The organism is Aquibium carbonis (assembly GCF_003970795.1).
In the GTDB taxonomy this organism is placed as follows: domain Bacteria; phylum Pseudomonadota; class Alphaproteobacteria; order Rhizobiales; family Rhizobiaceae; genus Aquibium; species Aquibium carbonis.
Map to the genome: position 1 here is coordinate 79,276 of NZ_RWKW01000005.1, position 21,038 is coordinate 100,313.

Consider the following 21,038-nt stretch of genomic DNA (forward strand, 5'->3'; position numbering starts at 1 on the left):
CAGTCTGGCGCAAAGACCTGCGAGACCACTTTATGCCGACCCCAACCCCACGATGCAATGGAAGTCGCGCGACCACGCGCGCTGAAGTCTCGTCGTATCGCGAATGTGGATGTTCAGCGAGCGAGAACGGCGAAGGCTCGCGCGGCGCCGCCCTGAACAACATCGACGGCCCGGCCAAATCCGTCGCGCATCGTCAGTACACCGTCGGTTGTTCGATAGACGAGATACTCGCTGGTGCGCCCGACGAAAGCGATCCCCGGAAGGAACATGTCCATACCCGGGGTCTCTTGCCGTGAACCGCCCGTGCCCGCCGAGGCTGCGAGCAAAAGTCCGGGGTCGTCCTGCCTGTCGCATTGCGCCTTGATGAGTGGGTAATGCCGGTGTGTCTCCGAAGTGATCACTGATGCGAGTGTGGCTTCACACTCCTCGATGGTCGTAAACTGTTCGACAGGTTCGCCCAGCGGAACACAAAGCTGTTCTTCGCAGTCGCATCCCATCATCGTCAGCGCAATTAATACAGGCTTGAGCATGATTCCTGTCCCATTATCCTCCCGACGATGATGCGGTAGATGGAGATCCGGGCCGCATTTGGCCCCAAACCGGGAGAGACTGTGGCGGTTCGCTGCCCGAGCCCCAGCTGTGCCTGCGCTGCAACAACACTTTTGCGCCGCCACCACGGCTCCGAAGCCGGACCCGGCACTGCACGTCGTGCCTTGAGCGTGCCTCACAGCAGCCGTTATTCCTGTCACAAATGGCTGCTATCGGGGAGCCGGCTACGAAAGGAAGGAACCGAGTCGATGAAGATTGCAGTTCTGGGGGGCGACGGCTTCGTCGGCTGGCCGACATCCCTGCACCTGTCCAGCCTCGGGCACGAGATTCATATTCTCGACAATCTCTCGCGCCGCTGGATCGACACGGAACTCGGCGTGCAGTCGCTGACCCCCATGGATTCGATACAGGAACGCACTCGCATTTGGCATCAGGAGACGGGCAGGCGCATCCATTTCCACCTGATCGACCTCGCGCGCGACTACGAGGTGCTGAAGCGCTGGCTGTCGGAGAACCGGCCCGACGCAATCATCCATTTCGCCGAGCAGCGCGCCGCGCCCTATTCGATGAAGAGCGACCGGCACAAGAACTACACGGTCAACAACAACGTCAACGCCACGCACAACCTGCTCAACGCCATGGTCGAACTGGACCTCGACGCGCATCTCGTCCATCTCGGCACGATGGGCGTCTATGGCTATTCGACAGTCGGCGCGGCGATCCCGGAAGGTTACCTGCCGGTCGGCATCGAGACGATGGGCGGCGCGACGGTCAGCCAGGAAATCCTCTATCCTGCCAATCCCGGCTCTATCTACCACATGACCAAATGCCTGGATCAGCTGCTGTTTCAGTTCTACGCCAAGAACGACGGCGTGCGCATCACCGACCTGCACCAGGGCATTGTCTGGGGGACCCATACCGAACAGACGCGCCTGCATCCGCAACTCGTCAACCGCTTCGATTATGACGGCGACTACGGCACCGTGCTGAACCGCTTTCTGATCCAGGCGGCGATTGGCTATCCGCTGACGGTGCACGGCACCGGCGGACAGACACGTGCGTTCATCCACGTTCAGGATTCGGTTCGCTGCATCGAGTTGGCGCTCAGATCCGCGCCTAAGCGCGGCGAACGGGTGAAGATCTTCAACCAGATGACCGAGACGCATCGGGTGCGCGACCTGGCCGAGATGGTGGCGCGGATCGCCGGCGGCCGTGTTGCCTACCTGCCCAACCCGCGCAAGGAGGCGGCGGAGAATGACCTCGTGGTCCGCAACGAGCAGTTCCTGGCGCTCGGGCTCGACCCGATCACGCTGGAGGCCGGGCTGCTGTCGGAGGTGATCGACGTGGCGCGGAAGTTCGCGTATCGGGTCGACCGTTCGCGCATCCCCGCTGTTTCGGCGTGGACGAAGGACATCGCGCCGACGCTGGACCACGATCCGGAAGGCAAACGGCTGAAGAGCGTCGGGTGAGAGGCGGTTCGGGCGCAACATGACCCGCCACGCCTTCGTCACGCTGGTCACAAATGTCGACTATGCGCGCGGCGCTGCGGCACTGATCCGGTCGCTGAAACGTGCCGGAACGAAGGCCGAGGTCGTCGTGCTCCACACCGGCGGCGTCGCGGCTAGCCAACTGTCGCCGCTGAAGGCACTCGGTGCTCGGCTGGTCGCATCCGAGTTGCTACCCACTTCGGATGCGTTCAACGAACGACACGCCCGAGCAAAACTGCATGCCGATGCGCCGTTCATTCGGGGCCGCAAGCCCGACTTCCACACGCCGCTCGACAATTTCGCCAAGTTGCGTCTGTGGGAGTTGGAGGAATACGATCGAGTCGTCTTTCTCGACGCCGACACGATCGTGCTGCGCAGCATCGACCGGTTGTTCGGCTACCCCGAGTTCTCCGCAGCGCCGAATGTCTACGAAAGCCTCTCCGACTTTCATCGGCTGAACTCGGGCGTCTTCGTCGCGCAGCCGTCGCGGGCGACCTTCGATGCCATGCTTGCCCGCCTTGACGCGCCCGACGCCTTCTGGCGACGGACCGACCAGACTTTCCTCGAGACGTTCTTCCCCGACTGGCACGGCCTGCCGGTGTTCGACAACATGCTTCAATATGTGTGGTTCAACCTCCCGGAACTGTGGGACTGGGCGTCGGTTCGAGTCATCCACTACCAGTATGAGAAGCCTTGGGAGGCCGCACACCCGAGGGCCGAGCAGCTTAGGCCGCTCATCGAAATGTGGAAGGCGTTGGACACCGATCTGCCACTTCCCGACCTCGCCGGGCTCGCAAACCCTGCCGACCGGGCGAGCCCGCAAAAGTGAAGATCCTCGTCTCGGGCGGGACCGGTATTGTCGGGCGCTTCGTCGTCGAACGTCTCGCAGAGGCCGGCCACAAGGTTCGCGTTCTTGCCCGTACGCAGCCTCAGGTGGGCCTGCTGCCGAACGGCGTCGACGTCGTTGCGGGAACCCTCGATCCCACATTGGATCAATCCGCGGCTTTCGAGGGTATGGAAGGTTTCGTTCATGCTGCCTTTGACCATGTGCCGGGCAAGTATCGCGGCGGCGAGGGCGCCGATCCGAACGGTTTTCGCTTGCGGAACCTCGACGGAACGATGGCGCTGTTCGAGACGGCGAAGCGGGTCGGCGTCGGCCGCGTCGTGTTCCTGTCGAGCCGCGCCGCCTATGGCACGCAGGCTCCCGGCCGTGTGCTCGATGAAACGGTCGTGGCGCACCCGGACACGATCTATGGCCAGGTCAAGCATGCCGCCGAGCGGGCGCTCGACCTTCTGTCGGACCATCGCTTCCTCGGTATCAGCTTGCGCGTCACCGGCGTCTACGGTGCATCGGCGCCGGGCATGCCGCACAAGTGGTCCGGCCTGATCGCAGATTATCTTGCCGGTGTGCCGGTCGCGCCGCGCGTCGCCACGGAGGTGCATGGGCACGACGTGGCGTCGGCTGTGGGGTTGATGCTGGAGGTGGTACCGTCGAGACTCAGTCACCGTCTGTTCAACGTATCCGACATCGTGCTCGACCGTCGGGATCTGTTGTCGATGGTTCGGGAGGCGACCGGCTGCCCGCATGCCTTGCCCGATCGCGCCGATGCCGCGTCGCTCGGCATGATGGCGACAGACCGGCTCGCGGCACTCGGCTGGCGGCCGGGTGGCTCCGCGCTTCTGGAGAAGACAGTGGCGGCTTTGCCCGAAGTGCGGCAGGCATGTCAGTCGTAAATATGCTCCAGTCTGGCACCCCCGGACACAAGCAGCGGCAAGACGACGTGCAAGCTGGATACCGGAACGATAAATCCGGTCCTTTTTCGTGCAGGATTTGCTGGAAGCTTGTATTCGAAAAGCCGTCGAACACCGGCCGGCTGGACTGCGGACGACTCTGACAGCACCGTGAGGAGAATGTCCTGGTTGCCACCGATCTCGGTGAAGCGGATGCCCTTCGAGATGAGTTGTGGAACCAGGTCGGTGAAGGCTTGTCGTCTACGCGTGATGAAGACGGTGCCGTCGCTGCCGAGCCGCCGTTCGAGCGCGGTGTCCGGCAGACCGCGGATCGCGTCGGTCACCGGACCTTGCGCCCAGACATAGATGTGCGAGCGCGAGGGGTCTGCCCTCCCATCGAAACTGGAGGCTAGCAAGCTGGCGGCAGCCTGCTTGATTGAAAGCGATAAGCCGAAGGCGAGCTTGCGTTCCCACGAACGGATCGCTGCATTGCCGGAAGCAGGCTGGCTTTTCAACAAACCGGCGCGCTTCCCCGCGTGGTCGAAGCGATGCCATGGCGCCTGGTCGAGGAAACTCGCATATTCGAAGGCCAGCGACGCGAGGTATCGGTCCTGCTGGGTCTTGCGCCAGCCGGCCGTCCATTCGGTCAGCCGGCCGACGGTGTTTTCCCACGCCCACTGCAGCCCGAGATCGACAGTATGAGCGGTCCCGATGGCAAGAAGCCTCAAATGCGTTCTTGTCTTGACGGGCAAGTTGGACGTTGTGCGCACGGCAATGGCATAGTCCTTCCAGAAGCGCCCCACATAGCCGAAATAGGGGAACTCGCTTTCGCTACGCGTGGCGACGAAGGCGGCATAGTCGTGGGCTGCGTGAACGACCGACCTTTCGGCATAAGTCACGAAGGTCGCTTCCTCTGGTCTCTGGTAGCCTTGTATTTCTTCGCGCAACTGTAGCGATATGGCGACTGGTGCGGTCTGCGAACGCGTTGGCGGTGCTCTGTCGGCGGTCGTCATCCAGCCATAGGCTACACCGATGACCGGAATGATCAGGATGATTGCGACGACCCGCATGATCATTCTGACAAGCCATTTCAACAGGCGCATCTCGGCTCGCTCAGGCCGGAAAGAGGGCGAGGGCGGCGCGAGCCCCCTCGAAGTCTTCGATGACCGCTGGCGTGCCGCTGGAGATAGGAACACGAATGAAAGGGACGCCACAAGCGCGTCCCGGTTCCCGAAAAGCCGACATGACTGGATTCCCCCATGAGTTGCAGGACGATCCTAGTCGACCGGGTCTGAAAATTGAAATCCATTGCGGGCAAGCGGACGGCCTGTTGGCGGATTTGTCGCTTCGCCAAGGTCATGCGGTCCAATTTTCGGCGAGATCCGGCTGGTGCCTGCCGATCGTATGATCGAGAGGCACATCCCGAGGCGGCCCTCTGTTGTCTTCGCGCCATCGCGCCGGATGCTCTCCGTCGCTAGGGCATCAGCGGCGTCTGCATCATTTGAAGATGCAGCGCCTTGCCGTCATAGGGATGGGCTTCGCAGACCGCTTCGTCGAGTTCGACGCCGATGCCCGGCTCCTCCGACGGGATGACGTTGCCGTCCTGCCATTCGATCTTTTTCTTCAGGAGTGTCTCGTGGAAGCCATCCCACTGCTTCAGTGCCTCGAGGATCAGGAAGTTCGGCAGTGTGACGGCAAGCTGGATGTTGGCCGCGCCGACGATCGGCCCGCAATAGCAGTGGGGCGCGATCTGGATGTGGAAGGCCTCGGCCATGGCCGCGATCTTCTTGGTCTCCAGGATGCCGCCGGAACGGCCTAGGTCGGGCTGCAGGATCGAGGCCGCGCGCTGCTCGATGACGCGGGCGAACTCGAACTTGGTCGTCAGCCGTTCGCCGGTGGCGATCGGGATCGAAGTGCCGCGTGCCACCTGCGCCATCACTTCGGGCATGTCCGGCGGCACCGGCTCTTCGAACCACAGCGGGTCGTAGGGTTCGATCGCGCGCGCCATGCGCAGCGCGCCCGACGCGGTGAACTGGCCGTGGGTGCCGAAGAGGATGTCGGCCTTCGTTCCCACCGCCTCGCGGATCGCCTTCATCATGCGCGCCGACAGGTCGATGTCGACGAGGCGCGGCTGGTGTCCGTCGAAGGCGGTGTAGGGACCAGCCGGGTCGAGTTTCACGGCGGTGAAGCCCTGCTCGACATATTCGGCCGCGCACTCGGCCGCCATGTCGGGATCGTTGTAGACGTTCCTCGGGCCGACGTCCTCGGTGTGGACCGAGCCCTCATGCGGATAGAGATAGGTGTATGTCCGCAGCGCCTCGTGCACGCGCCCGCCCAGGAGCTTCCACACCGGCTTGCCGGCCTCCTTGCCGATGATGTCCCAGCAGGCGATCTCGAGCGCCGAGAAACATCCCATCACGGCCGCGTCCGGGCGCTGCGTGAACCCCGACGAGTAGCAGCGGCGGAAGAACATCTCGATGTCGTGCGGATCCTGGCCGATGAAGTACCGTTCGGCCATGTCCTCGATCATGCGGGCGGTCACATGAGGGCCGAAGCTCGCATTGTAGGCCTCGCCGTAGCCAGCGACGCCGCCATCGGTCATCAACCTGACGAAGATGAAATACTTGCCCCCTATACCGGGCGGCGGGTTGCCCACGACCCAGGTCTTGACGTCGGTGATCTTCATGATGTCGGTCCTTTCATGGTCACACCTGGTCCTCAAGCACGATCTCCGCGCCCTTCCAACCGGTCATGATTGCCGCTGCATTGGTGTTGCCGGAGACGTTCGATGGAAATACCGAGGCGTCGATGACGCGAAGACCCTCCAGTCCGTGCACCTTGAGCCGCGGAGTCACGACCGAGGTCGCTGCGTCCGGCCCCATACGGCAGGTCGAGACCGGATGATAGACCGTGCCGGAGCGCTTGCGAAAGTCGGCCACGAGGTCTTCGTCCGATTGCACGGAAGGTCCCGGCAATACCTCTTCGGCGATCACCGGCGCGATTGCGGGCATAGAGGCCAGCTTGCGCAGGAACTTCACTGCGTCCAGCATTTCGGCCACGTCGTTGTTGGTCGAAAACGCATTCGGCACGATCTTTGGCGCTTCGGCCGGATCGGCCGAGCGGATGTGGATGGCGCCACGGCTTGACGGGCGGCAGTTCGACAGGCCGATGGAGAAGCCCGGCCACGGGTCGGGCGACAGGATCGGCCGCTCGCCGGGACGCGGCAAAACGGTCGAGAACACCTGGAAATAGAGCTGCATGTTGGGCCGCGACCGGGTTGGGTCGGTACGGAAGAAGCCGCCTCCCTGGTTTAGCGACATCGACAGCGGGCCGGAACGCGCCAGGAGGTACTGCATGCCCACCAGCGCCTTGCCCCACCAGGGACGCAGCACCTGGTTCAGCGTCTTCTGCCTGGCCTTCCACGTGTAGTTGATGCCGAGGTGGTCTTGCAGGTGCTCGCCGACATTGGCGTTGGCGTGCCGCAACTCGATGCCGAGGCCTTTCAACAGGGCCGGATCGCCGACGCCCGAGAGTTCGAGCAGTTTGGGCGAGCAGACGGCACCGGCCGACAGGATCACCTCGCGGCCGCAACGCGTCTGCACCGTCTGGCCGTTTCGGACATACTCGACGCCCACGGCGCGGTGACCCTCGAAGAGGATGCGCGAGACGTGGGCGTTGGTCACCACGTGGACGTGCTTGCGCTTCATAGCCGGGCGCAGGAAGGCGCGGGCGGCCGACATGCGCCGGCCATTGCGCGTCGTCAGTTGATAGACGCCGACGCCCTCCTGGCTCTCTCCATTGAAATCCTCATTGAGCGGCAGTCCGGCCTGCAGGCCGGCCTGCAGGTAGAGCCTGGTCAGCGGATGCACCTTCTCGCGCATGTCGCAGACATGCAGCGGTCCGCCCCGACCGCGCCACTCGCTTTCGCCCGATTCGTTGTGCTCAAGCGCCCTGAACGCCGCCAGCACGTCGTCATGCCCCCAGCCCGGATTGCCGGCGTCGCGCCAGTCGTCATAATCCTCGCGCGCACCGCGCACCCACACCATGGCGTTGATCGACGACGAGCCACCGAGGATCTTTCCGCGCGGCCAGTGGTCGCTGTTGCCGGCCAGCCCCGGGTCGGGTTCGGCCCGAAAATTCCAGTTCACGGCCGGGTCGAAGAAGGTCTTGCCGTAGCCGAGCGGCATCTGCACGTAGAAGCGCCGGTCGGTGCCGCCGGCTTCCAGCACGAGCACGGAGTATTTGCCGGAGGCCGACAGGCGCTCTGCAAGCACCGACCCGGCCGACCCGGCACCGACGATGATGAAGTCGTGTGTCTGCATGGCTGCGCGTCCGGCGCTCGTCCCTTTGGCTGGCGGTCTCGAAGACTAGACCCGCACCGCCCTCCGCGTCTTGCCCCCGCAGCGCCGCCCGCTGTGAGAAAAACGACGGCGTGTGCTGCCGGCCCGCGCGTTGACGCCGAACGGAGCGCTCGCTACCACCGGGAAACCCTGACTGGAGCGGACCCACGGCATGAGCGAAACCGAAGCGAAAATGGCTCCCACAGGCGAACTGACCCTGCGTACGCTCGCCATGCCCGCTGACGCCAACGCCGCTGGCGACATTTTTGGCGGGTGGGTCATGGCGCAAATGGATCTGGCCTGCGGCATCCGCGCCGCCGAACGCGCCAAAGGCCGCGTCGTCACCGCCGCGGTGAAGGAAATGTCCTTCGCCAAGGCGATGAAGATCGGCGACACGCTGTGCATCTACACCCACATCACCCGCGTCGGTCGCACCTCGATGACGCTGAAGGTCGAGGCCTGGGCGCAACGCTATCTCTCCGACCTTATGGAGAAGGTGACCGACGCCGATTTCGTCATGGTCGCATTGGACGAGGACGGCAAGCCGAAACCGGTTCCGGTAGACGGCTCGCGGGCGTGATCCCATGCTCGACGCCGCACGTCTCCATCGCTTGAGAGGGCTTGCGCGGCGGTATGCACGGGGTAGCCAGGACGCGGACGATTTGCTGCAGGACGCGCTGATCGTCGCCATCGGCGCCGGACGTCTACGGGACCGCGATCTCGATGCCTGGCTGATCGGGGTGATGCGCAACATCGCGGCGACCACACATCGCGGCGCGGCGCGTCGCGCACAACGGGAAACCGCCTTTGCATCGGTGGTCGAGCACCCTAGTTCCGCTGGCTTGCCGGATGGGCTTCCCGCCAATTTCGTTGGCTCGCTGCCGCCGTCTCTTCGGCTTGTCGCGATGTTGGCCGGCGCCGGAGCGACGCGGGCGGAAATTCGCCATATAATCGGCACGAGCGACATGGCCCTGCGACAGCGCATTGGAACGCTGAAGGCGCGCTGGCGCGTCCATCTGGCGGTCGGTGGCGAGAGCGAGGGGGCTACCCTTTCGCGGCTGCCCTTGCCTTTCGGCGCGATCCGCCGGGCGCTGCTGCCCGTCGCGCGGCAACTGGGCGTGGCGCTCGCCAGCCACGATCCCGACGGCCATCTGCTCGCTTTCGATCTTTCGTCCGCGCGTCCTCACGAAAGGGCACTCGGCGGCAATTAGGCATGTCAGCACTCAACGGAGGTATCCATGCTCGGACAGGCCCGCATCGGCAACATCTGCTACTACATCTCCAACCTCGATCGCACGGAGCGATTCTGGCGTGACGTCGTCGGCCTCCACGTCCAGCGCATCGAGGATGGCGACGAAGAGTTTCTGATTGCTTCGACGGCTGGCGGCGTCGACCTGATCTTCTTCGTCCGCGAAGCCCGGCCGGGCGATTCGCCCATCATCGTCTTCAATCTGGAAGACGGCGGCATCGACGACGTCGCCGCCGCCTTGGTGGAACAGGGCGCCACGATCGTCACACCCGTCAGCCACGCGCCCGGCGGCTGGTCCGGCGACTACGCCGACCCCGACGGCCACGTTCTGTCGCTGTACCAATCGGCGGAGAAGCCGCGGCGGCTCGGGTGAGTGGTATATAGAGGAAGGCGGCGGGACCTGAGCTTGCCGGCTTCGGCGCCCTGCCGGTAGGGTTCAGCTATGCCAAGGGCTACCGGCAGCGACTGTCACAGACGCTCTTCACTCCGGCACCTCGATGTCGAGCACGAGAATGCCGTCGATCCCGCCGACGGCATTCTCGACGATCCGTGCGCCGAGTTTCCGGTGCTCGGAGTGCTCCGCGTAGGCCTTCAGGTTTTTCCAGCTATCGAAATCGATGACGAAGCCGTGCATGTAGCCGCGCTCGATCTGTTCGGGGCTCGCCGAACGGCCGCCGGTGAAGCCGCGCGCGCCGGACCGTTTGTCGGTCAGCGCTGAAAGACCGGCGTAGATGTCGGCGATCTCGTCCTCAGTCGTCTCGGGCTTGAACTTGGTGAGGACGATGTGGCGGATCATGATCTCGCTCCCTGCAGACCGGACGACCTCATCATACGCCTGTATCCGAGATCAGCGTCCGCCAGAAATGCCCCATGGCCGAGTTTTGCTCATTCAGTCGGCTCGCTTTGACAACTTGGCGCCGCACGAGGTTTGCAGTCGCGCGCCGCTCCGCGAGTCCGTGACTTTACCGGCGCATGCCCATGCGCTTGGCCGCCAGATGAAGGCTGTTTGACCGGGCCACCCGAACTTATCGCGATCCCAGGCGTTGGCCGTGAAATCCACCTCGCTCAGGAGATTCCAATGTTTCGTACCGCTCTCGTCACATCCGCCGCCCTCATGCTCGCTTTGCCGGTCGCCGTTGCGCAGGACGATTTCGCTGCCGCTACAGCGCCGTTCACCCTGCCTGATCTGCCCTATGCAGCGAATGCGCTGGAACCGGTCATTGATGCGCAGACCATGGAACTTCATCACGGTCGGCATCACCAGTCCTACGTCGACAAGCTCAACGAGGCCGTCGAGGCCAACGACGCGCTTGCTAACATGTCGCTCGAAGACATCGTCGCATCGGCTGGCAGCCTGTCGACGGAAATCAGGAACAATGCCGGCGGGCATTGGAATCACTCCTTTTTCTGGCGGCTCATGGCGCCAGAAGGCGAGCGCGGCGAACCCTCGGAGGCGTTTGGCGCCGCCATCGATGCGGTCTACGGCTCGATGGAAGACTTCAAGACGGCTTTCGAAGAGGCTGGTGCCGGCCAGTTCGGGTCGGGCTGGGTATGGCTCGTCGTCGACACCAACGGCCAGCTCGCGGTCACCACCACGCCCGACCAGGACAATCCGCTGATGGATGTCGCCGAGACTCGAGGCACGCCGATCCTCGGAAACGACGTGTGGGAGCACGCCTATTATCTCACCTACAACAACCGCCGGCCCGAGTATCTGAGCACCTGGTGGGATGTCGTCGACTGGGGGCAGGTTTCACAGAACTACAAGGCTGCCCTGGCGGATCAGTGATCCATCGGATGCCGGGTCGGAAGCCTCTGGTTCCGGCACCCCGTAGCGTGAGGACCTCCAAGAACGCGCACGGTTGGGTGGCCGACGGCTCCGGCTCGCAGCATTGTCCACTCTCCTGTCCTCATGCCCCGTCGAACCGCATCCGCGCCGCCTCGACGCGGTCGATGTTCTTCAGCGCCCAGTCGCCGAGCGCCTGGACGGGAACCAGTAGCTCGCGGCCGAGGTCGGTGAGTTCGTAGTCGACGCGCGGCGGGATGGTGGGGAAGACGGTGCGGGTGACGAAGCCGTCACGCTCCAGAGCCCTGAGCGTGGTGGTCAGCATCTTCTGGGAAATGCCGCCGACGGCGGCGCGCAGTTCGTTGAAGCGCATCGGGCCGGCGCCGAGCCTGCTCACCACGAGCACGGTCCATTTGTCGCCGACGCGTTGCAGCACGGCGCTCACCGCGCGGCAGTCTTCGGTTTCGTGCAGGTGCCTCGGTGTCACGAACGTGCCTCCTTGCGGGCCATCCCGATAGTCTCTTACAGTAAGCGGGTATCCTTATGATACCTATTATCGTTTCGAAAGGAGACTAAGATGTCCAGACCGCGTATTGGAATAGTGATCGGCTCGACGCGCAAGGCGCGCTTCGCCGACAAGCCGGCGCAGTGGATATTCGACCTCGCCGCCGCGCACGGCGATTTCGAAGTCGAGATGGTCGACCTGCGCGACTATCCGCTTCCCTTTTTCGAGGAGGACCGGTCGCCGGCCTGGGGGCCGTCAGAAGGCGAGGTGGCGCAGGCCTGGCAGAAGAAGGTCGCCTCGCTCGACGGCTACATCTTCACCGTTGCCGAATACAATCGCGGTCCGACCGCCGTGCTGAAGAACGCGCTCGACTACGCCTACACAGAGTGGAACGCCAAGCCGGCGGCCTTCGTGGGCTATGGCGGCGTCGGTGCCGCGCGCGCCGTCGAGCAACTGCGGCTGCACGCCGTGGAACTGCAGATGGCGCCGATCCGCTCCGGCGTTCACATCCTGATGGCCGATTTCGTGGCGCTGATGCAGGGCCAGGCGAAACTCGGCGAGATCGCGCATCTCGAAGACGGCGCCAAGGCCATGCTCGACCAGTTCGCCTGGTGGGCGAAGGCGCTGAAGGCCGCGCGCGACGCCGACGTGGCGCAGGCAAAGGCGGCCTGACATTGCCCGGCGCGGCGGGTTTGGTCCGTCGCGCCGCCCAGGGCAGGGGGCTTGACGTGCCGGCCTCAACGGCAGGCTTTGTAGCCGTTCCGGCGTTCCTTGATGTCGAAGTGGAAATGGTCTTTGTGCGCGGCGTCGTAGCCGGGTCCCAAAACTGTGGAGAAGTAGCCACACGCATCGGAGCGCACGGTGTTCAGCAGGGAGCGTTCTCTAAACGCGAACCATCCAGGCTTGCGCACGTCGATGTCCTTGCCGTTCTTCAGTTCGATGCGCATGACATCCAGCGCGTTACCTTTTGCGTGTTCGGAAATCGTCCGGCTTCCGGCTATCTGTCGACATGAATAGCTCGATCCTTGGTGGATCGTCTTGACACCGGACAGGTAGCGCCGTCGAGCCGCGGGGGCCAGTTCATCCTTGGTCCATTGCCCGAAGGCCAGTGCCATGTCGCAGGTCAACGTCGCGGCCGGCTTCATGTTCACATTGCCTGAAAAGCCCGTCACCTCTACCGGCCAGTCGATACCGCAAGAGGCGCTGTCGCGAATCGGCGCGATGTCGCGGTAGCTTACGCCGAGCCGCTTCAGCTGCCGTCGGCACTGCACCTCTTCGGCCGGCATGGCTGTTTCGCTGGGCAGCGGCGCGTTGAGCCGGGGGTAGCCGCTCATGAAGGGGTTCGACGGCACCAGCGCCTGCAGGCCCCGGCTGGGCACGGCCGCGGTTCTGACGCCGACGTCGACGTCCGGTCGCAGTGTGTCCGCCACCGAGCAGGCCGACAACGCGGTCAGCCCCGCCATGAAGAGGGTCGCGACCGCGATGGCGTGTGGGCGGGTGGCGGCCCGGCCGCCACGTCGAAGGCTGAGGAACGATTTACGCATGAACTTCGGTTCCCGTCAGATAAGCCGGGAGCATAAGGACCAAGGGTAAAGGAAAGCTCAGCGGTGGCGTTCATGCCTGTGGCGGAAGCAAGGCGGGCAAGGCGCGCTTTTCGGGCGCGCCATAGACGAGGCTCGAATCCTTTCAGCGGGTTGCGCGCTGCAACTGAGATGCAGAATCAGCTGCTCTGAGACATCACGCTCCCAGCGCTTCCAGCCCTTCCTCAAGCCAGTCGGCCAGCATCGGCAGGCCGAGCAGGTAGGCTGCGGTGCGCTTGTTGGCGCGTTCGCGGGCAGCCGCCACCGCTTCGGCCCATTCGGCTGCGTCGTAATCGCCGCGCCCGACCCAGACGAGGGCGACGAGATCCGCTGCCTCGTCGACGTTCAGGTCGGCGATCAGTTCGCGCAGCTCCTCGGTCGTCAGGTCCTCCTCTTCCTCCTCGGCCAGACCGTCGTGATGATGTCCGGCATGAGTGTCCTCAAGCTCCACCTCGCGTTCGGCGCCGTCATGATAATCGTCGTTCACCGCGGCGCTGATCGCCTTGGCCTTGAGGATGAAGAGGCGCACCGTGTCCGGGTCGATCGCCAGGTCCCAGGTCTTCTCGACAGGCTTCCGCACCGGCTTCTCCTCGTTCCCATGGGATGTTCGGCATTCATGACATAATGTCGACAACGCGCCGCGCTGGCAATCGGCCGCCGGCGAGAGCCACCCGTTGACAGGATGACGGGGGAGGACGAAAGCTGCTTGCCGTTCTCCTCCCTTCCGGACGTCTCTATGACCGCGCTGTTGTCGCCGAAAGTTCTGCCCATCCTGCTGCTGATCGCCTCCAACGTCTTTATGACCTTCGCCTGGTACGGCCATCTGAAATTCAAGACCTCTGCCCTCTGGGTCGTCGTGATTGCAAGCTGGGGTATTGCCTTCTTCGAGTACTGGCTTGCCGTTCCGGCCAATCGCCTCGGCCACCAGGTCTATTCGGCCGCGGAACTGAAGACGATCCAGGAAGTGATCACACTGTCAGTCTTTGCAATATTCTCGGTGCTCTACCTGAAAGAGAGCTTCACCGTGAACCACCTGATCGGTTTCGCGATGATCGCCGGCGGTGCTGCCGTGATCTTCCGGGCATAGTCATTGGTCGTGCCCGGCTGGTCCGGTGCGGATTTCGTGTTGTCCGTCACGTCAAAGTGACTGCGTTCGGCGCGGGTTTGATTTATCTTGCGATCGGGTGCACCGTGTGCACGATTGAGCGGAAGGATGCCCCATATGCACAAACTGTTGACGCGCGGCGCCACTCTGGCCGCGGTGGGGTTGTTCATGTCATCCGCGCCTGTTTTGGCCGCCGGTGGCGAGACCAGCACGCCCACCTGCCCCAAGGGGCAGGTGTTCAACAATGCCAAGCAGAGGTGCGAGCCCAAGACGAGCGCGGTGGATCCGGAGACGCTGTTCGAGACCGGTCGGGCATTGGCCTATGCCGGACGCTATGGCGAAGCGATCGACATGCTGAACCGCGCATACGACGCTAGGAATCCCGGTGTATTCAACATGCTCGGCTACGCCTATCGCAAGCAAGGCAAGTTGCTGGTGGCGCTCGGATACTACGAGGAGGCCCTGCGGCTCGACCCTGACCATGTGCTGACGCGAGCCTATCTCGGAGAAGCCCATCTCCAGATGGGCGACGTCGCCGCGGCTCGTGAGCAACTGGGCGAGATCGAGAAGCGTGCAGGGCGCTCGAGCGCCGAGCACGATGAACTCGCCGGGCACATTGCTGCCTTCGAGGCCTCGAACGGCTGAAGCCTTTTTGGGCGGTTTGAGGCATCGCTTGGGCCGCCTTGCAGGCGGCCAGCACCTCACACTCAACTCGGCGCAGACCCAATGCTGAGCACCGTCGCAACGATCCGATGTCTCGGTCGATCGGTTGCGGGCTGACGTTTCTTGCTCAAGCGCATGATGCGGCAAGCAAAGGCGTGTATGCTTCCCATGGTGGGGAGTGCGAATCAGGCGAATGCGGGGCGACAACGACAATCCGGACGTCGGATCGGGCGGGCCGTTTCTGCCGTGTGCAGCCGCCCTCTTCCTTCCGATGGTGCTGATCACGGCCGGCTACGCGGCCACCCTCCTGACGTTGTGGTATGTCGGACTCGGCGACGGCACGCTCGCCCGGCTTTGCATTCTGGTGCTGGCACTCGCCGTTCCATTTCTGGCCGCTCATGCCCTGCTTCGCCGCTTCACGATCCGCATCGACGTCTTTCCACATGCGGTCTATGTCCATACAGGTTTTCCGCGCAGGGCGCCCATCGAGATACCCTATGCGCTGATCGGACGTCTGACGTTGGAGCGGGGACCGGTAGGGCGCCTGACCGGTTCCGGGACGTTGGTTTTCGAGGTCGCAGGCGGCATGAGGATCGAGGCCGCAGACATCGCGCGTCCCAGTGAGGCGTTGCGCGCAATCGGGCGGCTGGTCGGTGCCTCCGCCGTCTCCTTCGTTCCGGCAACTGACGTCATGGAACCGGATGGTTCGCGCTCCGTTCTTCAACGCTGAAAGCCGCCGATCATTCGCATTCTTATTTTTTGCAGGTGAAAATCGGGCGGCCCGCTGCTATATTGTAGTGGCTTAGATGGTGCGGCTCCGCTGGCAATGGCTTGCGGACCGTTTTCTTTTTGTGCTTGGCCGAGGCTGCTATGCATCCCGCGGCAGGCGCCGGCGAAGGAAAGGTCGCATAGATGAACAAGGTCCCGATGACCGTAGGCGGATTCCAGTCGCTGAAGGAAGAACTGCGCTGGCGCCAACAGGAAGAACGCCCTCGTATCATCGAGGCGATCTCCGAGGCGCGCGCCCATGGCGACCTGTCGGAGAACGCCGAGTATCATGCCGCCAAGGAGCAGCAGAGCCTCAACGAGGGTCGCGTCGGCGAGCTTGAGGATTTGATCGCGCGTGCCGAGGTCATCGACGTCTCGAAGCTGTCGGGTGACAGGGTCAAATTCGGCGCTACTGTCGTCATCATCGACGAGGACACCGAGGAAAAGAAGCGTTACCAGATCGTCGGGGACCAAGAGGCTGACGTGAAGAGCGGTCGCATTTCGATCAGCTCGCCGATCGCGCGTGCCCTCATCGGAAAGGGCGTGGGTGATGCGATCGAGGTCAATGCACCCGGTGGCGCGAGAGGATACGAGATCGTCGACGTCAGCTTCGGTTGATGCCGGCTCCGTCGTGGATACCAGCAACGCGACAGGATCAGTCCCGCTTTCCCTCGATGATGTCGAGGTCATTGCACCCAATCTGAAGCTTCGCCTTTCCGGTGTCACCAGCACGATCGTGCAGTTGGTGCCGGAGCAGGCACGCTCGTTGCGCATTGCAACGCTGGGGCCGGGTCTGCCGGACGGACTGCCCCGAATAGACTTGCGTGACCTGCCGGCGATCTGGCGCCGGCCACGCGGACGTCCGTTCCGGATATGGCACGCCCGGCGCAACAACGAGATGGTGGCGGGCCTGATCCTTCGCGACCTGCTGCGCGCGCCGGTGCGCGTGGTCTTCACCTCCGCCGGCCAGCGGCGCCACACGCGGTTCACGCGCTGGCTGCTGCGCCGGATGGACGCCGTCATCGCGACGAGCGCGGTTTCCGGCGCCTTCCTCGACGTGCCCTACACGGTCGTGCGTCATGGCGTCGATGCCGAGGTGTTCCATCCGCCTTCATTCCCCGGCGACGATTATGCCGAGGCAGGCCTACCTGGCCGCTACGCCATCGGCACGTTCGGACGCGTGCGCCAGCAGAAGGGGACGGACCTTTTCGTCGACGCGATGATCGCGCTCCTGCCGCGTTTTCCTGACTGGACAGCCGTGATCGCAGGGCGGGTCACGTCCGAGAATGTGGACTTCGCCGCCGACTTGAAGCGCCGCATCGCCGCAGCCGGGTTGACCGACCGCATCGTGTTTCTTGGGGAAGTTCCCGATATCAAGGCCTGGTTCCGCCGCCTGACCCTTTTCGTTGCGCCCTCGCGCAACGAGGGTTTCGGGCTAACGCCTCTCGAAGCGATGGCAAGTGGCGTGGCCTGTGTCACCAGCGATGCCGGCGCCTATGCCGATATGATCGACCCGGACGTCACCGGCAGTGTGGTGCCCGCCGGCGACGGCGTGGCGCTGTGCAGCGCAATCGAAGGTTACCTGTCCGACGTTCCGCGCGCACAGGCGCATGGACGCATAGCGGCGGAGAAGGTGCGGACTTCGTTTCGCCTCGCCGATGAAGCGGCGGGCGTTCGGGCGGTTTACGAGAGGGTATGGAGCGGGGTCCGACAGCCGGAGGTGCTGATCGTCGCCCGCAGTAATCGTTACGGCCTCGAACGCGACGCAAAGCTTCTGCGTGCTGCTCTAGGTCCGGAGCGGACCGGCTACGCCGCTACTCGGACACGCGGGCTCGTGTCCTTCCTGCTTCGCCGGCGCCATGCCCACACGATCATGCATCTCGAGCGCGTGCATGCGGGTTGGATCTCGGCGGGTTCTCGCAATCTGCTGTTGCCGAACCAGGAGCGCTTTCCTCGCCGCCACATCGACCGCCTTGGCCAGATCGACCTTGTCCTCGCCAAGACTCGACACGCAACTGACATCTTCTCCGCTCTTGGCCGGCCAACAGAGTATCTCGGCTTTACATCGTATGATCGCCAAGATCTTTCGGTTCAAAAGGACTGGACGCGTTTCCTCCATCTGGCGGGCGGCAGCACGCTCAAAGGGACCGAGGACATTCTGGACCTATGGCGCGCGCATCCCGAATGGCCTGAACTCGTCGTCATTCAGAAGGCGGAAAATCTGTCGGCAGCCTTCGCATCCAACATCACGCTGCTCCCCGGATACCTTTCCGACGCGGAACTCCGCCGGCAGCAGAATGCCTGTGGCATTCATTTGTGTCCTTCCCGGGCCGAGGGCTGGGGGCATCACCTTATCGAAGGGCTTTCGGTCGGTTCGGTGGTAGTGACGACGGACGGGCCGCCGATGAACGAGATGGTGACGCCCGATTGCGGCATTCTCGTCCCAGTCGCTTCATCCACGCCGCGCCATCTGGGCACCTGCTATCATGTCGATAGGCTTGCTCTCGAACGTGCGATCGAAGCTGTTTTAGCCAAGCCGGACACGGAAAAGGCCGCTCTCGGCGTGGCCGCACGACGCCGTTACGAGGACATCGCGGTGCAGTTCGCGGATAGGGTCAGATCCATCGTCGGTTGAAAATGCCGCCGGGCTGCGGTGTTCAAGGTTCGTCGGGAACGTCGCGTCCGCATTGAAGGCGATAGAGCTTGGCTTCCGTCAGGAACACATAGTTGCCGAGAAGCGCCGAATAGATGAGACCCGGAACGCCGCATACGATGTATCGCTGCAGGATGTAGCTCTTGGTAAAGCGCCATACCGGCCGCAACAGAATGCGGGCAAGGCTCGATCGTTCGCCGGCGGCGAACTTCTGACGGGCCTTCAGCGTCGAGTATCGGTTGGCCTTGTCGAGCTCGCGAGCGATCGGCAGATTGCGATAATGGAGCAGGTAGCCGGCGCCGATGGGTGCGATGGCGCCGTCCAGCAACAGTCTTTCATGCACGAGCGCTGTATGATCGTAGCGAGCGCGGCTCTTGCGGAAGAGTCGGGTGGCCTGATGCGTGTGTACCAGACGCGGCGCATAACCGTAGCCTGGCAACCAGTCGCGCAAGGGGAACGAATAAGCGATCGGCCCAGAGTCGCCGAGGGTGAGATCGTTGATGGCTCGACGCAAATCCTCCGACAGACGCTCGTCGCAATCGAGGTTCAGGCACCAGTCGTTAACGCACTGGTCTAGGGCAAACTGTTTTTGCGCCGAAAAGCCCGACCAGTCGCGGTGGAAAAGACGCAGCGGCCAACCTCGAGACTGGTACTCGGCGATCAGGTCAAGGGTGCCGTCGGTCGAGCCAGAATCCGCGATGACGATCTCGCCGATGCCCGCGAGACTGTCGAGGCAGGCTCCAAGCATGGTCCGTTCGTTCCGGCAGATGATGAAGGCCGACATCTGCGCCAGCGCGGAAGTGTTGTGCCCCGCCGCCTGCGACGAAGGCGATGAACATGCATGCGGCGAGATCGGCACCGGTTTGGACACACTCATTCTCTGAGATTGTAGGAGCGCGCACCGACCAACCAACCCTCTGGCGGGGCGCGGGATCGCTTCGGGTTTGGAGCTGACGACTACGGCATATTCGCACGCAGCAACAGGTCGTTGACCGCCTTCTCATTCAATTCACATATCCGGTCGTTCAGAAAGGGCCCAAGCGAGACCGTGGCGGATGCTTCGCGGTCATCAAGCCCAATCGTCGTCGCTGTAGAGACGCGGGGAGAACGGCTCGGGTTCAATCTGGCCTGTGCATTCGAAATATTTCTGTAAGACCAGCAGAGAGGCGAGCCTCTCGCGGCTCTCGTCCTTGAACTGCTCGACGTATCGGTTTGCATTCGCGATGATTGACCGCATCATCTCTGGATTTGCCTCGCAATATGCGATCCTGTCATCGAGGTCGCCGAAATCGTCGCGGAGTTCGACGTAGTGAACATCGGGCTGAAGTTGCCCCTCGAGGAACCAGGTTTCGAACCTTGGTCTAGGCATCATGCAAATCGACTTCGAAGCCATGATCCATTTCAGGTTGGTCGCGACGTCGTTGCCTTCGATGGAGACAACATAGCGAAAAGCCAGCTGGTCGCGAACGGACAAGAATCGCTTGTTCAGATGGGCGGATCGGCTTTCGCTGAATCCGATGTCGTGATCCACATGAGATGCGTATCGCTCGGCAAGAAGCTTGCGGGCAGGATTATTCTGTGTGCCGCGCCAGACGGCGAAAGGCTGCTTGTCCTCGAATCGTCGCTCGTCCGGCGGCATGTCGAAGTGGCGCAGGCGGTCGAGCTTCATCAGAACCGAGTTGGTATTGTCCTCACGGATGGGGCGGCTCTTGACGATCGTCGGTGTCGGAGGAACTTTGGTGACGTCCCCGAAGCGATGTCCAAGGCGCAGGGACGGTCCGAAGTGCTTGGCGTCGATCTTGAGATCGAAATAGTAGTACGATTTCTTGCGCGGGATCGAGCGGATGGCTTGCATGACAGGGGTTTCGGCCCCGGGCGACATCTTGTTGTACGAGCGGACGCGCGCGAAAACATCCGTAGCACCTTCGGGGTTCTCGGCTAGGCGTTTGAAGAGCGCACGGCGCCTTGCCTCGAAAGGCGCATACGGCATCAGGTCACGTATGACGCCCTTCAAGTAGAACGAGACACGCCCTGTCGTTCGTTGCAATTGCCGTTTCACCGCGTTTTATCCGTTCGGCTGCGACATCAAATTGGCACTAGGCCTTCGTCCTTCACCTGGCGGATGGTGAGCGCGGTACGCACGGTATCGACATTCGGCGCGGCGGTAAGGCCTGACAGCACAAACTCCTGGAAGCTCGAGAGATCCTCCGCCACGCAGTGGAGCAGGAAATCGGTCTCCCCTGACATCATCCAGGCGCGCCGGACGATCGACCAACCCTGGGCGAGTTCGGCGAAGGCACGGATATCGACCTCGGACTGGCGATGAAGGCCCACCAGGCAGAAGGCGACCACGCCATGACCGAGCGCGGGCGCGTTCAACAGCGCGCGATAGCCCCGAATCACACCGCTTTCCTCGAGCCGCTTGACCCGCCGAAGGCAGGGTGGTGCGGAAATCCCCACGCGACGCGATAATTCGACGTTTGTCATTCGTCCATCGCTCTGCAACTCCCGCAGAATCTTCCAGTCGGTCGCGTCGAGATCGGCCTTCATGGCATGTGCCTCATTCCGGGGAGTTCAAGCGCGAAACAGTCTGTCTGGGTCGGTGACATACGCGAAAGCCGA

25 protein-coding genes and 1 pseudogene are annotated in these 21,038 nt (G+C 63.1%); 15 read left to right on the plus strand and 11 right to left on the minus strand.

The window, feature by feature from the left end; all coding sequences use genetic code 11:
- Positions 1-113: 113 nt before the first annotated feature.
- The gene (locus EJC49_RS02570) at positions 114-530 is read right to left on the minus strand and encodes a hypothetical protein (protein ID WP_126697895.1); all 417 of its coding nucleotides are present in this window, start codon (positions 528-530) and stop codon (positions 114-116) included.
- A 267-nt stretch (positions 531-797) separates the two neighbouring features.
- On the opposite strand from EJC49_RS02570, the gene EJC49_RS02575 reads away from it, so the two are divergent.
- The 3 genes from EJC49_RS02575 to EJC49_RS02585 are packed head-to-tail and all read left to right on the plus strand — an operon-like array spanning position 798 to position 3,770.
- Positions 798-2,018: an NAD-dependent epimerase/dehydratase family protein gene (locus EJC49_RS02575; RefSeq protein ID WP_126697896.1), complete on the plus strand. Its 1,221-nt coding sequence runs from the start codon at positions 798-800 to the stop codon at positions 2,016-2,018.
- Between the two features lie 19 nt (positions 2,019-2,037).
- Positions 2,038-2,865 (plus strand): glycosyltransferase, encoded by an 828-nt coding sequence (locus tag EJC49_RS02580; RefSeq protein WP_126697897.1) that lies wholly within the window; start codon positions 2,038-2,040, stop codon positions 2,863-2,865.
- Positions 2,862-3,770 (plus strand): NAD-dependent epimerase/dehydratase family protein, encoded by a 909-nt coding sequence (locus EJC49_RS02585; protein WP_126697898.1) that lies wholly within the window; start codon positions 2,862-2,864, stop codon positions 3,768-3,770. Before EJC49_RS02580 ends, EJC49_RS02585 begins: the two co-directional genes overlap by 4 nt.
- Here EJC49_RS02585 and EJC49_RS02590 read toward each other — a convergent pair.
- Positions 3,761-4,870, minus strand: coding sequence for a hypothetical protein (locus tag EJC49_RS02590; RefSeq protein WP_126697899.1), 1,110 nt, complete (start codon positions 4,868-4,870; stop codon positions 3,761-3,763). The genes EJC49_RS02585 and EJC49_RS02590 overlap by 10 nt on opposite strands.
- 59 nt (positions 4,871-4,929) lie before the next feature.
- Between EJC49_RS02590 and EJC49_RS02595 the strand changes: the two genes are divergently transcribed.
- The gene (locus EJC49_RS02595; RefSeq protein WP_126697900.1) at positions 4,930-5,175 is read left to right on the plus strand and encodes a hypothetical protein; all 246 of its coding nucleotides are present in this window, start codon (positions 4,930-4,932) and stop codon (positions 5,173-5,175) included.
- Between the two features lie 66 nt (positions 5,176-5,241).
- Here the strand turns inward: EJC49_RS02595 and EJC49_RS02600 are convergent, their stop codons facing one another.
- Entirely contained in the window at positions 5,242-6,453 is a 1,212-nt protein-coding gene (locus tag EJC49_RS02600) for a mandelate racemase/muconate lactonizing enzyme family protein (RefSeq protein WP_126697901.1), read from the minus strand.
- Between the two features lie 19 nt (positions 6,454-6,472).
- Positions 6,473-8,089 (minus strand): GMC family oxidoreductase, encoded by a 1,617-nt coding sequence (locus EJC49_RS02605; protein WP_126697902.1) that lies wholly within the window; start codon positions 8,087-8,089, stop codon positions 6,473-6,475.
- Between the two features lie 190 nt (positions 8,090-8,279).
- Between EJC49_RS02605 and EJC49_RS02610 the strand changes: the two genes are divergently transcribed.
- From EJC49_RS02610 to EJC49_RS02620, 3 genes are read left to right on the plus strand one after another with little or no spacing between them, the layout of a single operon-like run.
- The gene (locus EJC49_RS02610; RefSeq protein ID WP_245453230.1) at positions 8,280-8,687 is read left to right on the plus strand and encodes an acyl-CoA thioesterase; all 408 of its coding nucleotides are present in this window, start codon (positions 8,280-8,282) and stop codon (positions 8,685-8,687) included.
- Positions 8,688-8,691: 4 nt separating this feature from the next.
- Positions 8,692-9,318 (plus strand): RNA polymerase sigma factor, encoded by a 627-nt coding sequence (locus EJC49_RS02615; RefSeq protein ID WP_126697903.1) that lies wholly within the window; start codon positions 8,692-8,694, stop codon positions 9,316-9,318.
- Positions 9,319-9,345: 27 nt separating this feature from the next.
- Entirely contained in the window at positions 9,346-9,729 is a 384-nt protein-coding gene (locus EJC49_RS02620; RefSeq protein ID WP_126697904.1) for a VOC family protein, read from the plus strand.
- Between the two features lie 108 nt (positions 9,730-9,837).
- Here the strand turns inward: EJC49_RS02620 and EJC49_RS02625 are convergent, their stop codons facing one another.
- Positions 9,838-10,152, minus strand: coding sequence for a Dabb family protein (locus EJC49_RS02625; RefSeq protein WP_126697905.1), 315 nt, complete (start codon positions 10,150-10,152; stop codon positions 9,838-9,840).
- A gap of 210 nt (positions 10,153-10,362) precedes the next feature.
- On the opposite strand from EJC49_RS02625, the gene EJC49_RS02630 reads away from it, so the two are divergent.
- Positions 10,363-11,145 carry a superoxide dismutase gene (locus EJC49_RS02630; RefSeq protein WP_280959995.1) on the plus strand — a complete coding sequence of 261 codons (783 nt, stop codon included), beginning with the start codon at positions 10,363-10,365 and terminating at the stop codon, positions 11,143-11,145.
- 121 nt (positions 11,146-11,266) lie between these two features.
- Here EJC49_RS02630 and EJC49_RS02635 read toward each other — a convergent pair whose 3' ends face one another.
- Positions 11,267-11,629 (minus strand): winged helix-turn-helix transcriptional regulator, encoded by a 363-nt coding sequence (locus EJC49_RS02635; RefSeq protein WP_126697906.1) that lies wholly within the window; start codon positions 11,627-11,629, stop codon positions 11,267-11,269.
- 90 nt (positions 11,630-11,719) lie between these two features.
- On the opposite strand from EJC49_RS02635, the gene EJC49_RS02640 reads away from it, so the two are divergent.
- Positions 11,720-12,319 (plus strand): NADPH-dependent FMN reductase, encoded by a 600-nt coding sequence (locus EJC49_RS02640; RefSeq protein ID WP_126697907.1) that lies wholly within the window; start codon positions 11,720-11,722, stop codon positions 12,317-12,319.
- A 65-nt stretch (positions 12,320-12,384) separates the two neighbouring features.
- Here the strand turns inward: EJC49_RS02640 and EJC49_RS02645 are convergent, their stop codons facing one another.
- Together EJC49_RS02645 and EJC49_RS02650 are read right to left on the minus strand one after the other, a co-directional pair.
- Complete coding sequence (locus EJC49_RS02645) at positions 12,385-13,110, minus strand: extensin-like domain-containing protein (protein ID WP_245453235.1); 726 nt, start codon at positions 13,108-13,110, stop codon at positions 12,385-12,387.
- A 274-nt stretch (positions 13,111-13,384) separates the two neighbouring features.
- Complete coding sequence (locus EJC49_RS02650; protein ID WP_126697909.1) at positions 13,385-13,807, minus strand: DUF3775 domain-containing protein; 423 nt, start codon at positions 13,805-13,807, stop codon at positions 13,385-13,387.
- A gap of 156 nt (positions 13,808-13,963) precedes the next feature.
- Between EJC49_RS02650 and EJC49_RS02655 the strand changes: the two genes are divergently transcribed.
- The 6 genes and pseudogenes from EJC49_RS02655 (at position 13,964) to EJC49_RS26005 (ending at position 18,398) form a co-directional block, all read left to right on the plus strand.
- Complete coding sequence (locus EJC49_RS02655) at positions 13,964-14,314, plus strand: DMT family protein (protein ID WP_126697910.1); 351 nt, start codon at positions 13,964-13,966, stop codon at positions 14,312-14,314.
- 135 nt (positions 14,315-14,449) lie between these two features.
- Positions 14,450-14,977 carry a tetratricopeptide repeat protein gene (locus EJC49_RS02660; RefSeq protein ID WP_126697911.1) on the plus strand — a complete coding sequence of 176 codons (528 nt, stop codon included), beginning with the start codon at positions 14,450-14,452 and terminating at the stop codon, positions 14,975-14,977.
- Positions 14,978-15,188: 211 nt separating this feature from the next.
- Complete coding sequence (locus tag EJC49_RS02665; protein WP_126697912.1) at positions 15,189-15,725, plus strand: PH domain-containing protein; 537 nt, start codon at positions 15,189-15,191, stop codon at positions 15,723-15,725.
- 182 nt (positions 15,726-15,907) lie between these two features.
- Complete coding sequence (gene greA, locus EJC49_RS02670) at positions 15,908-16,381, plus strand: transcription elongation factor GreA (protein ID WP_126697913.1); 474 nt, start codon at positions 15,908-15,910, stop codon at positions 16,379-16,381.
- 13 nt (positions 16,382-16,394) lie between these two features.
- Positions 16,395-17,468, plus strand: a pseudogene (locus EJC49_RS02675) (glycosyltransferase family 4 protein); the annotation flags it as partial.
- Positions 17,469-17,636: 168 nt separating this feature from the next.
- Positions 17,637-18,398: a glycosyltransferase gene (locus tag EJC49_RS26005; protein ID WP_245453236.1), complete on the plus strand. Its 762-nt coding sequence runs from the start codon at positions 17,637-17,639 to the stop codon at positions 18,396-18,398.
- A gap of 22 nt (positions 18,399-18,420) precedes the next feature.
- Here the strand turns inward: EJC49_RS26005 and EJC49_RS02680 are convergent, their stop codons facing one another.
- The 3 genes from EJC49_RS02680 to EJC49_RS02690 form a co-directional block, all read right to left on the minus strand.
- Positions 18,421-19,293, minus strand: a complete 873-nt coding sequence (locus EJC49_RS02680; protein WP_126697914.1) for a glycosyltransferase family 2 protein — start codon at positions 19,291-19,293, stop codon at positions 18,421-18,423.
- A 192-nt stretch (positions 19,294-19,485) separates the two neighbouring features.
- Positions 19,486-20,475, minus strand: a complete 990-nt coding sequence (locus EJC49_RS02685) for a glycosyl transferase family 90 (RefSeq protein WP_245453231.1) — start codon at positions 20,473-20,475, stop codon at positions 19,486-19,488.
- Positions 20,476-20,501: 26 nt separating this feature from the next.
- The gene (locus EJC49_RS02690; protein ID WP_126697915.1) at positions 20,502-20,966 is read right to left on the minus strand and encodes an Lrp/AsnC family transcriptional regulator; all 465 of its coding nucleotides are present in this window, start codon (positions 20,964-20,966) and stop codon (positions 20,502-20,504) included.
- Between the last annotated feature and the right edge of the window lie 72 nt (positions 20,967-21,038).